Genomic DNA, 13,264 nt, shown 5'->3' with positions numbered 1-13,264 from the left:
GGCGCGGCTCAGCGACGCACGCCGCCGTACGGCAGCCCGCCACCGGTGCGCTGGAACTCGATGATCTCGCCGTTCTCGCGGGCCACGCGGCCGGCGGTGTCCTCGTAGTCACGGAAGAGCTGCTTGAGGTGGCGCAGGCCCTGCGGCGGATGAGCGGCGAGCTCACCGGCCAGCACGAGCGCCGCCGCCTCAGCTTCGCCAGCGGGCGCGCGACGGGCCAAGAGACCGAGCGCGTCGGCCTCGTCGTCACCGACCACGCGACCCGTGAAGATCAGCTCACGCGCTTTGGAGAGCCCGACCAGCGGCACGAGCCGCGCCGGCCCGACCGGCACGCCGAGCCGCGCGCCCGGGAAGACGAGCTTGAGGTTGTCGCCGCCGACGCGCAGGTCACAGCCGCAGGCCAGCTCGGCGCCCGCGCCAACGACGTTGCCGACGCAGACCGCGATCGTCGGCGCCGGAAACGCCTCGATCGCGCTGTAGAGCGCGGCAAAGAGCTCCATCCGAGCGACGCCACCGGCCGCATCGAGCTCCTCGGCAACGTCGGCGCCCGCGCACAGGGCACGCTCGTTCGTCGTCGAGATCACCAACGCCCGCAGCGTCTCGTCGGCGGCCAGTTCGGCCAGCGCCGCCCCCAGCTCCACCAGCAGCCCGGTGTCCATCGCGTTGCGGACCTCCGGGCGGTCCAGCCGCAGGACCTCGATGCCGTCGTCGAGCCGCTCGCGCGTAAGTGCACCCATGGCGCCGCATTCAATACGATGCCCTGGCGATGCGCCGCCTGACGACCACCCTGCTGCTGAACATCACGCTGCTGGCCCTCTTCGCGCCGTCGGCGCTGGCCCAGGCCTCGGGCGAGGGCTCCTACGGCGCCGTCAACGACAAGACGACGACGAACTCCGCGTTCATCATCATCGCCTTCTTCCCGCTCTTCGTGCTCCTGGTCTCGCTGCTGCAGTGGCGGCTGGAGAAGCGCAAGGACGCCAAGAAGGCCGCAGTGAAGTCCGCCGGCGGCGACGCCCGCTGGCGCGGCGGTTGGTAGAGCCCCTTCGCTAAGAGACCGCGTGCAGCGCCGGGCGCTGCGTGTCGCCTGCGGTTGCCGCGGCGGCTGCGGTCGCGATCGCTTGGGCGCGGGAGCGCACGCCGAGCTTGCGGTGGATGCGCTCGGAGTGCTTGGCCACGGTGCGCTCGCTGATGCCGAGGGTCTCGGCGACCTCCGCTGACGTGCTGCCGCGCGCGAGCTCCTGCAGGACGTCGGCCTCGCGGTCGCTCAGGCCAAGGTCGAGCAGCCCGCGGTGCGAGAGCACCTGACGGGCCTCGTCGAAGAACAAGACGTCGCCGGTGCCACGACCGCGCCCGCGGACGACCCTGGCCACGAGCCCCTGGCCGAGCACCAGCGCGTGGCCGGCCTCCGGATGGGCCACCCACTCGGCGATGACCGCCGGCAGGCGCGGATCGTCGCGGCGGCGGATCGCGATGCCGTCGACGCGCGCGAGCGCCGCGCGCCCCGCGTCAGTGGAGAAGGCGATCTGCCCGTCGGCGTCGAGCACGACGACGGCGGTGCGCGTGTCGTCGAGGCCGCCGCGCAGGCTCTCGATCAGCGTCACGCTGCGCTGGCGCAGCTCGGCGTTGCGGTAGGCCTGCACGAGGTGCGGGCGGGCGAGGTCGAGGACGTCGCGGTCGCGCTGGGTGAACTCCGGCCCGCCGCGCGAGATCGCGATCGCGATGACGAGGTGCTTGGGCGCGGGCAGGGCGAACGCGACCTGGTCGCGCAGCCCCATCGGCACGAAGACCTCGCGGTAGAGCTCCAGCGCCTCGAGGTCCCGCCGCGAGATCACGTCCGAGAAGCTGTAGGCGCGGCCGTCGCGGGTGCGGACGAAGCGCTGGTAGAGCGGGTTCTGCGCGGCGTAGCGAGCCCAGCTGGCCAGCTGCTCCTCGGGCGCGAGCGGATCGCAGATCGTCGCCACGGGCACGCCGCCGTCGACGAGCTCGTTGTAGGCGACGAAGTCCGCGGGCAGCAGGCGACGCAGCGCGGGCATCACGCCGGTGCGGAACTCGGTCAGGTCCTCGGCGTCGTTGGCCTCGCCGACGAGGTCCAGGACCGCGCGCACGTCGCGTTCGGAGAGACGACCCATGGTCAGCTTTGAAGGCTATTGCCACGATTGCGTTCACGACCTCGACCATCGGGGGGCCTTAGGGTCTGCGCCATGCCCGATCCCGTCCGTTACGAGCAGGTTGGCGCCGCGGCGGTCGTCACCATCGACCGCCCCGAGCGCCGCAACGCCGTCGATGGCCCGACCGCGGAGGCGCTGCACGCCGCCTACCAGCGCTTCGAGGCCGACGACGAGGCCCGCATCATGGTCCTCACCGGCGCCGGCGGCGTGGCCTTCTGCGCCGGCGCCGACCTCAAGGCGGTCGAGACCTACGCGTCACGACTGTCGCTCGCCGAGGGCCCGATGGGCTTCACGCGCCTGACGCCGAGCAAGCCGACGATCGCGGCGATCGAGGGCTACTGCCTGGCTGGCGGCCTGGAGCTCGCGCTGTGGTGCGACCTGCGGATCGCGACGCACGCGTCGTCCTTCGGCTGCCCGGAGCGCCGCTGGGGCGTTCCGCTGATCGACGGCGGCACGCAGCGGCTGCCGCGCATCGTCGGCCTCGGCCGTGCGCTGGACCTGATCCTGTCGGGCCGGATCATCGACGCCGACGAGGCGTCGGCGATCGGGCTGCTGACCGAGGTCGTGCCGGCAGGCGGCGCGCTGGAGCGTGCGCTGACGTGGGCCGAGGGCCTCGCGTCATTCCCGCAGGAGACGATGCTCGCCGACCGGCGTGCGGCGATCGAGGGCGTCGGTCTGCCGCTGGCCGAGGGCCTCTTGCTGGAGGCCGAGGCGGGCCCGACGGTCTTCGCCGACGCGGTGGCCGGCGCGGCGAGGTTCGCAGGCGGCGAAGGGCGCGGCGGCGCCGGCGCGGGCGTATAGGATCGGCTCGTCTGGGTCCAGGGAGCGAGGAGAGATCTGCATGGCGTATTTCGTGACCGGAGCGACGGGCTTCATCGGTCGACATCTTGTCGAGGAGCTGCTGCGCAATCGCACCGGCGACGTGTACGTCTTGGTCCGTGCGACCTCGCGCGACCGCTTGGACTCGCTGATCGCGTCATGGCCCGACGCGGATCGCGTCCACCCCGTGGTCGGCGATCTGGCCGAGCCCAACCTCGGCGTCGACGATGCGTGGATCGCCGAGCATCGCGGGAAGATCGACCACTTCTTCCATCTCGCCGCGATCTACGACATGACCGCCGACGAGGAGCGCAACGAGCGGCTGAACGTCGAAGGCACGCGCCACGCCGTTGATCTGGCCAACGCGCTGCAGGCCGGCATCCTGCATCACACCTCCTCGGTCGCCGCCGCCGGCGCGCACCGCGGCCTCTTCCGCGAGGACATGTTCGACGAGGGCCAGACGCTTCCGTCGGCCTACCACCGCACGAAGTTCGAGTCCGAGAAGATCGCCCGCGAGGACTCCACGGTCCCGTTCCGGGTCTACCGCCCGGCCGTCGTCGTCGGCCACTCGCAGTCCGGCGTGATGGACAAGGTCGACGGCCCCTACTACTTCTTCAAGGCCATCCAGAAGATCCGCGGCTGGCTGCCCGAGTGGGCGCCGCTGATCGGTCCGGAGCTTGGCTGGACCAACGTCGTTCCGGTCGACTACGTGGCGCGCGCGATGGACCACATCGCCCACGCCGACGGCCTCGACGGCCAGGCCTTCCACCTCGCCCACCCCAAGGGCCAGCGCTCCGGCGACGTCCTCAACACCTTCGCCCGCGCCGGCCACGCGCCGCACATGGCGATGCGCATCGACAAGAAGCTGATCGACATGCTGCCCAAGGGCACGCTGTCGATGGTGATGAAGCTGCCGGCGCTCAAGGGCGTGCGCGACTCGATCCTGCAGGATTTCGGCATCCCGCCCGAGGTCATCGAGCACGTCGGCTTCAACTGCCAGTTCGACACGCGCGACACCGAGCGCGCGCTGGCCGATTCGGACATCGCGGTCCCCGAGCTCGACAGCTACGCGACCAAGTTGTGGGACTACTGGGAGCGGGTCCTGGACCCGGACCTCTACAAGGACCGCTCCTTCGAGCATTCCGTCAACGGCAAGACGGTGGTCATCACCGGCGCCTCGTCGGGCATCGGCCTGTCGGCGGCGATGAAGGTCGCCAAGGCCGGCGGCATCCCGATCCTGGTGGCCCGCTCGATGGACAAGCTGGAGGCGGCGCGCGACGAGATCGAGGCCGCGGGCGGCACGGCGTATGCCTACAGCGCCGACCTCAGCGCGCTGGACTCGATCGACGAGCTGGTGGCGCGCATCCTGGCCGACCACGCGTCGGTCGACATGTTGGTGAATAACGCGGGGCGCTCGATCCGCCGCTCGATCGCGCTGAGCCACGATCGCTTCCACGACTTCGAGCGGACCGTCCAGCTCAACTACCTCGGCACGATCAAGCTGACGATGGGCCTGCTGCCGCACATGCGCGAGCGCCGCTCCGGCCACGTCGTCAACGTGTCGTCGATCGGCGTGCAGACCTCGCCGCCCAGGTTCAGCGCTTACGTGGCGTCGAAGGCCGCGTTGGATGCGTGGACCCGCGTGGCCTCCTCGGAGGTCATCGGCGACAACATCACCTTCACGACCATCCACATGCCCTTGGTCCGGACGCCGATGATCGCGCCGACCAAGATCTATGACTCGTTCCCGACGATCTCGCCCGACGAGGCCGGCGACATCATCTGCGAGGCGATCCGCTCCAAGCCCAAGCAGATCAACACGCGTCTGGGCACCTTCGGCGAGGTGCTCTACGCGGTCGCGCCGAAGGCCGTCGACCAGATCCTGCACATGGCCTACAAGGTCTTCCCGGACTCTGCCGCGTCCAAGGGCGAGAGCAACCCGGACGAGAAGGCGTCGGTCGAGCAGATCGCGATGGCCAACATCATGCGGGGCGTTCACTGGTAGCACGCCAGATGGCGATCATCGCCTGCGAATGGGCGATGCCGACATCCAGGGCGCGCAGCTGGCCGGGTGGGATCACGGCGAGGACGTCGGCGCGTAGCGTCCGGTACTCGGCGAGCTTGGCCTCGAGCACGGCGATCTGGTGCTCGGAGACGACGGCCGGGTCGGCGCCGAAGAAGAGCTTGAGGACGCCGGAGTCGCGCAGTTCGGGCAACTCGTCGGGCGCGGTGCCGCGCCACTCCTCCAGGGCGGCGCGGCCGCGGTCGGTGATCGCGTAGAAGCGCCGGCGGCGGCCGGTCTCCTCGCGGCGCTCAGTGGCGAAGCCGCCGGCCGCGAGGCGCTCGGGCTCGCGGTAGACCTGGGCGTGCGGCGTGGACCAGAAGTTGTCGACGCTGACGGCCATCATCTGCTTGAGGTCGTACGGCGTGGCCTCCGCGGGCGCGGCCGCCTCGAGAAGGCCGAGCACGATGTAGGAGGTCGGCGTCAGCTTCGGGTCTTGCAATGGTCTCTTTCGGACGGTACGGTTCGGATTATGAGCATCGTATCTGGCACGAGGACCGCCACCGCCGAGAGCATGGCGGAAGCCGACGACGCGACTCGGCGGCGCGACCATCGACTCGGCTTCGCCGACCAGACCGAGGAGGTGCGCGTCGATGCGCTGCCCGTCTCGGGCGACGTTCCGACCTGGTTGCGCGGCGGCCTCGTGCGGGTCACACCGGCCCAGATGGACTTCGACCAGCGCTCGGTCTCGCACTGGTTTGACGGCATGGCGATGCTCAACCGCTTCGGCTTCGCCGGCGACGGCTCGGTCTCGTATGCCAGCCGCTTCCTGGACACCGACGCGCGCAAGGCCGCGCTGGCCTCCGGCGGCGCGGCGATCTCGGGCTTTGCCACCGACCCTTGCCGCTCGCTCTTTCAGCGCGTGCAGTCCCTCTTCTCCCCCGAGCTGACCGACAACGCCAACGTCAACCTCACGCGCCTCGGCGACGAGTACATCGCGATGACCGAGACGCCGATCCCGGTGCGCTTTGACCCCGAGACGCTGGCGACGCTCGGGCATGACGAGGGCGCCGCGCGCTTCGGGCAGATCACGACGGCCCACCCTCATCATGATCCTGAGCGTGGTGAGCTCGTCAACTTCGCCGCCCAGTTGGGCGCCAAGAGCGAGTACCGGATCTACGCGCGGAGCTCGTCGACCGAAGGTCGCACGCTGGCGACGATGGGCGTGCGCGAGCCGTCCTACATGCACTCGTTCGCGATCACGCCGCGCTATGCGCTGCTGATCGAGAACCCGCTGGTGGTCAACCCGCTGCGGCTCGCGTTGAGTGGGAAGGCGTTCATCCACAACTACCGCTGGAAGCCGGAGCTTGGCGTGCGGATTCACGCCTTTGACCGTGAGACGGGTGTGTTGCACCGCTCTTGGGTCGCCGATCCGTTCTTCGTCTTCCACACCATCAACGCGTTCGAGGATGGCGAGGACATCGTCATCGATCTCTGTGCCCATGAGGACGCGTCGATCATCGAACTGCTGGAGCTCGAGAAGCTGCGCGCCGGGTCGGGGCATGCGGTGCTCGGCGCCCGGCCGCTGCGCTTGACGCTTGCGGCGGGCAGCGGCGTGGCGAGTACGCGGGAGTTGGCGGATGTGGATCTCGAGCTGCCAAGGATCGCGTACCGGACGCGCAATGGCTTGCCGTACCGCTATGTGTATGGCGGGAGCGCAGGTGAGGCGGCGTTCTTGAAGCGGTTGGTCAAGATCGACGTGGAGGACGGGTCCCATGTGGTCTGGGACGAGCCGAACGCGTGGGCGGGCGAGCCGGTCTTCGTGCCGCGGCCGGATGGTGACGCGGAGGACGACGGCGTGGTGTTGTCGGTGGTGATGGACGCCGAGGCGGGGTCGTCGTTCCTGCTGATGTTGGATGCGCAGACGTTCGAGGAGATCGCCCGCGCCGAGGCGCCCCACCGCGTGCCGTTCGGGTTTCACGGGCAGTTCTTCGGCTCCTAGACGGGCGCGGGCGCGGGTGGCGCCCAGCGCGGGTGCGGCCGCCGCGCGCACCGTGGTCCGTCGGCACCGAGGGAGTGAGCGTAAGCGGTGGCCCGCGACGCCATTCGTCGTCCGCCGGCGCCCGGACAGAGGATCCGGGGCGTCTAATGGTGAACTATTCACCATGAGACGCCCCGGATCTCCGCGGGCGGGATCATCCGAGATTCGGGGCGGATTGGGCGCCATATCGACGTCGAAAACGACCCGGACCGGCCTCAGAGAGATCCGGGGCGTCTGTCCCTCGCATGTGAGGGGGTAGACGACCCGGATCGCCCGCCCAGGCGCCGGCGGACGATCCCGGGCGTCCCGCACGGCAACCGCCTTCACTCCTTCGCCGCCAACGGACCACGCCGCGCAGAGCGACCGACGCCCGAGCTGAGCGCCAACCACGCCGCGCACGAAACCAAGACTCAGACGTCCGCCATCTCCGACACCTGCTCGGCCTGCGCCAAGAAATCCTCCGCCTTGGCCGTCATCCGCACCAACCCATAGGCATCAAGAACAGCGCGCGGCAGCTCGACCGCCCCCGCCGCCCGCAGCCGACGCATCAACTCCGCCACCTCGCGCAACGGCACCTCGTCCAGCGCACGCTGCCCCAGCTCGCGCACACGCACCTCAGCGGTCCCCGCCGGGCGCAGCACCTCCGAGCCCTCTTCCATCTCGATCGCTCCCGCCGCCTTCAGCCGGAACGTCGCACCCGACAGCGGCGCGCGCGCGATCGAGGTCAGTGCCTTGCCGCCGCTGGCCTTCACATACAGCCGATAAGCGCGCTCGGCCAAAATCGGCCCCTCGGCGTCCACGATCTCCAGCAACACCGGGCCGATCGCCTCGCGCCCCGCGTTGCGCGGGTCGGGCACCGACCGTGACGGCCAGGCCGTGTAGGGCTCCAGGTCGACGTGGACCACGCCCTTGCGCGCCGCGCCGCCCGCCGCCACGGGGAACAGCCCTGACACGTGGCGCGCGATCCGCTCGCCGCGCGTCCAGATCGCCCCGTAGGCGCGGTGCTCCTCGTCGCCCTGCTCGATCACCGCCTGGTAGCTGACGAGGTCCTCGGTGTCGGCGACCTGCAGCAGCTCCTTGAAATGCGGGCGCGCGGCGAGGTAGGCGCCGTAGTGCTCACGCAGCGCGTCCTTGCCGCGCACGACGCGGTCAAAACGCAACAGGACCGCATCCTCGTGGTACTGGCCGAGCAGCCCCTCCAGATCGCCGGCCTCGATCAGGCGCACGTGACGGTCAAACAGCTCGCGAGGTGTGGTGGTCATCGGTCCTAGAGACGGAAAACAGGGACGAGCCGCTGCTCATGCTCGGCATCGATGCGCGCGACGACCTCAAGATGCTCGGCCAGCGGCGTGCCGCGCAGCTTGGTGCCCAGGCCCTCGTCGACCTGGTAGATCCCGGCGCTGTTGGACATCTCGATCTCGATCCGCACCGCCTTCTCGCGGCCGGGCAGGATCTTCACCGACTCGATCGCCTTGGACGACACCGAGTGGATGTTGGGCAGCAGCTTGTCAGCGCGCGAGCGGCCCTTGGCCATGTCGAGCGCGTCGGCGACGCGGACGATCGCACCCTCGATCGTGAACGGCGCGCCCTTGGAGCGGTGGCTGATGATCGCGTGCGAGGCCTCGGCGACGATGATCGTCCGCGTCGGCTCGTCGTAGATCGGCTCCAGCAGCTTGGGCAGCTTGTCGGCGGTGAGGAAGAGCGAGAACTGCTCGTGGTCGGCGCGGTGGATCGACATGCCCACGCAGTGAAAGAGCGCGGCGGCGGCGATCACGACCTCGGCGTCGCGCTCGGTCAGACCGTGGTCGGCGACGACCGACGGGACGACGCCGCGACGGAACAGCAGGCGCGCGAGGCGCAGCCCGATGTTGGTGACGATCTGGATGTGGACCCACGAGTGGTCCGACATCTCCAGGCGCTCGGCGTTGATCGCCGCGGCGTGCCACCAGGCCTTGAGCTGGACGTCGGCGTTGACGGCGTCGATCAGGCGGTCGAGCTTGCGGTTGCCGCGGGCGGGCACACGGATGTTCGCGGCGGCGACGCGCTGCTCGAGGCTCAGGGGCGTCTCTACGGCGCTCTGGGGCGTCTCCTCGCCGCTCACCTGCCGGACCCTACCGCGGCGCGGACCTTGGCCACGACCGCGGCGGTGGAGTCGCCGCGGTCCACGCGGATGCGCGGCAGCGCGTAAGGGTCTGCCCCCGGCCGCGCCGCGCCCGGCAGCTCGGTCGTCGCGGCGCGGTAGCCGGCGGCCTGGACCGCGGCCGCGACCGTCGCGTTGTAGCGCCCAGCCGGGTAGCAGAAGGCGTTGACCGGGACGCCAAAGCGCTGATGGATCGCGGTGCGCGAGCCGGCGACCTCACGGCGCAGCGCAGCGGCGTCGAGCGTCGTGAGATCCGGATGGGTCAGCGAGTGGGCGTCGACCTCCCAGCCGTAGCTGATCATCGTCTTGACACGACTCGTGGTCAGCCCGCCGGGCGTGTCGAGGTTGTGCAGCGCGAGGTTGAGGACGCCCGGCCAGCCGTACGCGTGCAGGATCGTGCTGGCCTCCTTGCCCTGGCTCAGATAGCCGTCGTCGAAGCTCAGGACGATCGGATGCGGCGGCAGCGTGTCCTTGCCGCCCCAGCCGTCGAGGACCGCGTCGAGCGTGACGGCGTTGAAGCCGGCCTTCGCGAGCGCGGCAACCTGCGCCTTCAGCGCTGCGGGTGCGACCCAGAGGCCGGCGTACTTCGCATCCGGCGGCGCGGGCGCGATGACGTGGTACATCAGGATCGGCACCGGGGCGCGCGAGTGGCCGAGGCGCAGGAGCTGGGGCTCGGAGACGCCGTTGCCGCCGCTGGGCACCGGGCCGTTGAAGGCCTGCTGGGCCGACGCCGTCGTGCCGGTCGCCGGCCGCGAGGACGAGGACCCGCAGCCGCAGGCCACGACGACGACCAGCACCATCAACAACACGAGGAGCGCGCAGCGCGACACTCCGCAGAACCTAGTTCAGGACGTGCTCGCCGGGTCGCGCTCTGCGGCCCGCGCGGTGTGGCCGAGCATCAGCTCGCGCTGCAGGTCACGGGGTTCCGGCCCGCCCACCCCGCTGTGCTCGTCGCGCGTGCGACGGACCCACTCACCATCGGATTGCAGCTCCCACGCATGCGTGTCGTCGGCGAACGCCCGCTCCAGCGTGTCGAGCAGGTCGTCGCGCAGGATTGGGTCCTCCACCGGCGAGACGAGCTCGACGCGCGTGTCGAGGTTGCGCGGCATCAGGTCGGCTGAGCCGATGAAGACGAGGTGCTCGTCGCCACGCTGGAAGGTGTAGACCCGTGAGTGCTCCAGGAAGCGGCCCACGATCGACACCACGCGGATGTTCTCGCTGACGCCCTCAACGCCCGGCACCAGGCAGCAGATGCCACGGAGGTTGAGCTCCACCGGCACACCGGCCTGCGAGGCGCGATAGAGCGCCTTGATGCAGGTCCGGTCGACCAAGGAGTTCATCTTCATCTGGATGCGCGCGGGCTCGCCCGCCTTGTGCGCCTCGATTGTCTGCTCGATCTCTGCCACGATGCCGTCGCGCAGGTGGTCGGGCGCGATGAGCGCCTTGCGGTAGCGCCGCGGCCGCGCGTAGCCCGTCAGGAAGTTGAACATGTCGGCGACGTCGGAGCCGAGACGCTCGTCGGTCGTGAACAGCCCGAAGTCGGTGTAGAGCCGCGCCGTCTTGGGGTGGTAGTTGCCGGTCCCGATGTGCAGGTAGTGGCGTACGCCGTCACCCTCGCGACGGACGACGAGGATGCACTTGGCGTGCGTCTTGAGCGCGGGATGGCCGTAGACGACGTGGACGCCCGTCTCCTCCAGCTTGCGCGCCCACTCGATGTTGGCCCGCTCGTCGAAGCGCGCCTTGAGCTCCACCAGGCAGACCGCCTGCTTGCCGCGCTCGGTCGCGCGGATCAGCGCGGGGATGAGCGGCGTGTCGTCGGAGGTGCGGTAGATCGTGAGCTTGATCGCCAGGACGTCGGGGTCGTTGGCGGCCTGCTCGACGAAGCGCCCCACCGAGGTCGAGAACGAGTCGTAGGGGTGGTGGACGAGGATGTCGCCCGTGCGCATCGCGGCGAAGATGTCGACCTTGGCGTGATGCTCCTCGGGCCGCAGACGCGGCTGGGTGACCGACTGCCACGGCGGATCGCGCAGGTCGTCGAAGCCCTTGAGTCCCACGATCTGCCACAGGTCGGTGAGGTCGAGCAGGTCGTGGACCTCGTAGACCTGGCGGTCCTCGACCTCCAGGGCGTCGGTCAACGCGTCGCGCAGGGCGTCGGCCATGCCCGCGCCGATCTCGACGCGGACGACCTCGCCGAAGCGGCGGCGGCGCAGCTCGTCCTCGACGGCCGTGAGCAGATCATCGGCCTCGTCGGAGATCTCGAAGTCGGCGTCACGCGTCACGCGGAAGACGCCGTGCTCGATGACCTCCATCCCGGGGAACAGCGCCTCGAGGTTGGCCGCGATGAGCTCCTCCATCGGCACGAACGCCGTCGGCTCGTCCTCCAGCGCGACGAAGCGCGGGAGCATCTCCTTGGGGACCTTGACGCGCGCGAAGGTGACCTGCCCGGAGACCGGGTCGCGCACGAGCACCGCGAGGCTCAGCGAGAGGTTCGAGATGTAGGGGAACGGCCGACCGAGGCCGACGGCCAGCGGCGTGAGCACCGGGAAGATCTGGCGGCGGAAGCGATGGTCGAGCGCGCGGCGCGCGTCGGTGGAGACGTCGTCGATCCCGACCAGCCGGATGTCGTGCTCGGCCAGCGACGGGCGCAGATCATGCGAGAGCGTCCGGCACTGACGCTCTGAAAGTGACAGGACCTTCTCGCGGATCGCGTCGATCGTCTCCGACGGCGTGCGGCCGTCGAGCTTGGGCGCCGTGATGCCCGCGTCGACCTGATCATGCAGGCCGGCGACGCGGATCATGAAGAACTCGTCGAGGTTGGACCCGAAGATCGCGGCGAACTTGCAGCGCTCCAACAGCGGCTGGCCCGCGTCCTCGGCAAGCTGCAGGACGCGGTCGTCGAAGTCGACCCACGACAGCTCGCGGTTGATGTACAACTCGGGCGCGTCGAGGTCTGACGGCTGCGGCGCCGGCTGGGGCACAGCTTCGACGGCGCGGATGGACTCTTGCGTGAGCTGCGGATCTGGGGTCATGCGGGGCGCCCTCGACGGTAGGCGGTCAGCCGACGGCGTGCCGTTACCGTCGTGTGAACGCGATGTGATCGTCTCGGACCTAGGTGTACTCCACCTGGGCCAACAGGTCGAGGACCACGCCTTCGCGCAGGCCGCCACAGCCGACGTGCAACGGGCATTGCGCGGCGCGCGCCACCTCGGCGAGCAGAAGCAGACCGGCGGGCAGCAGGCGGACGCGCTCGACGTGCAGCCCGAGGTCGAAGGCGGCACGGTCCGCGGGGCTCGCGACGGTGCGCGCGAGGGCGTCGTCGAAGGCGGCGGCGGTGAGCTGGGCGCCGCAGAGGCGCCGCAGCGAGGTCGCGCTGCCACCGACCGCCCAGGCGACGTCGGCCGCCGGACAGTCCGCGGCGGCGATCGCCGCGGCGGCCTCGGCGCGTGCGGCGTCGAGCTCGGCGGCGGTCGGCGGATCGCCGTGCAGATGCGCCTCGGCCAGGGCGCTGGAGCCGATCGGCAGCGAGGCCCACCAGGTCGGCGTGCCGCCGGGCGCGCCCCAGGCCAGCTCCGTCGAGCCGCCACCGACGTCGGCCACCAGGACGCTGGCAACGCCGTCGGCGGCCAGCGAGGCGGTCGCGCCCGAGAAGGCCAGCCGCGCCTCCTCCTCCCCACTGAGGATTTCGACCGGAACGCCAGCAGCGGCACTGAGGCGGGTGATGAGCGCATCGCGGTCGGGTGCGTCGCGCAGCGCGGCGGTGGCGACGACGCGCAGCGCCGCGATGCCGGCGGCGCGCGCGGCCTGGGCCTGCTCGGCCACGGCGTCGGCGATCGCCTGGGCCTTCTGCGGCGGGATGCCGTGGCGCCGGTCGGCGGTCGTCAACCGCACGAAGGTGCGGTAGGAGGCGACCTCCAGGACCGCGCCCGGACGCTTCGGGTCGGGCTCGGCGACGAGCAGCCGGGTGGTGTTGGAGCCGATGTCGATGCAGGCTGCCCGCGGCAAGGTCAGAGAGCTTTGCACGTCCCGCAAGGCGCGAATGACCCCGCCTGGGTGACCGGCACGTCGCCTCGCGCTGCAGCGCCCACTGCTTGAAT

The 13,264-nt window shown here is 70.5% G+C and carries 12 protein-coding genes; 4 read left to right on the top strand and 8 right to left on the bottom strand.

The features are described from left to right. Positions 1-8 precede the first annotated feature (8 nt). The gene (locus VGO10_RS14890) at positions 9-737 is read right to left on the bottom strand and encodes an enoyl-CoA hydratase/isomerase family protein (RefSeq protein WP_327469690.1); all 729 of its coding nucleotides are present in this window, start codon (positions 735-737) and stop codon (positions 9-11) included. A 29-nt stretch (positions 738-766) separates the two neighbouring features. On the opposite strand from VGO10_RS14890, the gene VGO10_RS14885 reads away from it, so the two are divergent. Beyond that, positions 767-1,036, top strand: coding sequence for a hypothetical protein (locus tag VGO10_RS14885; protein WP_327469688.1), 270 nt, complete (start codon positions 767-769; stop codon positions 1,034-1,036). Positions 1,037-1,046: 10 nt separating this feature from the next. Here VGO10_RS14885 and VGO10_RS14880 read toward each other — a convergent pair whose 3' ends face one another. Beyond that, positions 1,047-2,129 carry a helix-turn-helix transcriptional regulator gene (locus tag VGO10_RS14880; protein WP_327469686.1) on the bottom strand — a complete coding sequence of 361 codons (1,083 nt, stop codon included), beginning with the start codon at positions 2,127-2,129 and terminating at the stop codon, positions 1,047-1,049. A gap of 72 nt (positions 2,130-2,201) precedes the next feature. Between VGO10_RS14880 and VGO10_RS14875 the strand changes: the two genes are divergently transcribed. Together VGO10_RS14875 and VGO10_RS14870 are read left to right on the top strand one after the other, a co-directional pair. Beyond that, on the top strand, positions 2,202-2,969 hold the full coding sequence (locus VGO10_RS14875) for a crotonase/enoyl-CoA hydratase family protein (RefSeq protein ID WP_327469684.1): 768 nt from the start codon (positions 2,202-2,204) through the stop codon (positions 2,967-2,969). 40 nt (positions 2,970-3,009) lie between these two features. Next, positions 3,010-4,992 carry an SDR family oxidoreductase gene (locus VGO10_RS14870; protein WP_327469682.1) on the top strand — a complete coding sequence of 661 codons (1,983 nt, stop codon included), beginning with the start codon at positions 3,010-3,012 and terminating at the stop codon, positions 4,990-4,992. Here the strand turns inward: VGO10_RS14870 and VGO10_RS14865 are convergent. Beyond that, positions 4,970-5,491, bottom strand: a complete 522-nt coding sequence (locus VGO10_RS14865) for a PadR family transcriptional regulator (protein WP_327469680.1) — start codon at positions 5,489-5,491, stop codon at positions 4,970-4,972. The genes VGO10_RS14870 and VGO10_RS14865 overlap by 23 nt on opposite strands. Positions 5,492-5,521: 30 nt before the next feature. On the opposite strand from VGO10_RS14865, the gene VGO10_RS14860 reads away from it, so the two are divergent. Continuing rightward, complete coding sequence (locus VGO10_RS14860) at positions 5,522-6,991, top strand: carotenoid oxygenase family protein (protein WP_327469678.1); 1,470 nt, start codon at positions 5,522-5,524, stop codon at positions 6,989-6,991. A gap of 449 nt (positions 6,992-7,440) precedes the next feature. Here VGO10_RS14860 and VGO10_RS14855 read toward each other — a convergent pair whose 3' ends face one another. The 5 genes from VGO10_RS14855 to VGO10_RS14835 all read right to left on the bottom strand — a co-directional run bounded on the left by VGO10_RS14855 (position 7,441) and on the right by VGO10_RS14835 (position 13,190). Next, positions 7,441-8,292 (bottom strand): nuclear transport factor 2 family protein, encoded by an 852-nt coding sequence (locus tag VGO10_RS14855; protein WP_327469676.1) that lies wholly within the window; start codon positions 8,290-8,292, stop codon positions 7,441-7,443. Between the two features lie 5 nt (positions 8,293-8,297). Continuing rightward, on the bottom strand, positions 8,298-9,131 hold the full coding sequence (locus VGO10_RS14850) for a phosphohydrolase (protein WP_327469674.1): 834 nt from the start codon (positions 9,129-9,131) through the stop codon (positions 8,298-8,300). Beyond that, positions 9,128-10,000, bottom strand: coding sequence for a polysaccharide deacetylase family protein (locus tag VGO10_RS14845; protein ID WP_327469672.1), 873 nt, complete (start codon positions 9,998-10,000; stop codon positions 9,128-9,130). The genes VGO10_RS14850 and VGO10_RS14845 overlap by 4 nt, the downstream gene beginning before the upstream one ends. A gap of 15 nt (positions 10,001-10,015) precedes the next feature. Next, complete coding sequence (gene ppk1, locus VGO10_RS14840) at positions 10,016-12,199, bottom strand: polyphosphate kinase 1 (RefSeq protein ID WP_327469670.1); 2,184 nt, start codon at positions 12,197-12,199, stop codon at positions 10,016-10,018. A 79-nt stretch (positions 12,200-12,278) separates the two neighbouring features. Beyond that, positions 12,279-13,190, bottom strand: a complete 912-nt coding sequence (locus tag VGO10_RS14835; RefSeq protein WP_327469667.1) for a hypothetical protein — start codon at positions 13,188-13,190, stop codon at positions 12,279-12,281. Positions 13,191-13,264: the final 74 nt, after the last annotated feature.

This window comes from Baekduia sp. (genome assembly GCF_035996765.1).
In the GTDB taxonomy this organism is placed as follows: Bacteria; Actinomycetota; Thermoleophilia; order Solirubrobacterales; family Solirubrobacteraceae; genus Baekduia.
This window is presented reverse-complemented; position numbering and strand designations above follow the sequence as displayed.

Excerpts from the sequence above, each read along its gene's own strand:
- ppk1 (WP_327469670.1), bottom strand. The coding sequence starts at position 12,199 with ATGACCCCAGATCCGCAGCTCACGCAAGAGTCCATCCGCGCCGTCGAA.
- VGO10_RS14855 (WP_327469676.1), bottom strand. The coding sequence starts at position 8,292 with ATGACCACCACACCTCGCGAGCTGTTTGACCGTCACGTGCGCCTGATC.
- VGO10_RS14880 (WP_327469686.1), bottom strand. The coding sequence starts at position 2,129 with ATGGGTCGTCTCTCCGAACGCGACGTGCGCGCGGTCCTGGACCTCGTC.
- VGO10_RS14890 (WP_327469690.1), bottom strand. The coding sequence starts at position 737 with ATGGGTGCACTTACGCGCGAGCGGCTCGACGACGGCATCGAGGTCCTG.
- VGO10_RS14885 (WP_327469688.1), top strand. The coding sequence starts at position 767 with ATGCGCCGCCTGACGACCACCCTGCTGCTGAACATCACGCTGCTGGCC.
- VGO10_RS14875 (WP_327469684.1), top strand. The coding sequence starts at position 2,202 with ATGCCCGATCCCGTCCGTTACGAGCAGGTTGGCGCCGCGGCGGTCGTC.
- VGO10_RS14870 (WP_327469682.1), top strand. The coding sequence starts at position 3,010 with ATGGCGTATTTCGTGACCGGAGCGACGGGCTTCATCGGTCGACATCTT.
- VGO10_RS14860 (WP_327469678.1), top strand. The coding sequence starts at position 5,522 with ATGAGCATCGTATCTGGCACGAGGACCGCCACCGCCGAGAGCATGGCG.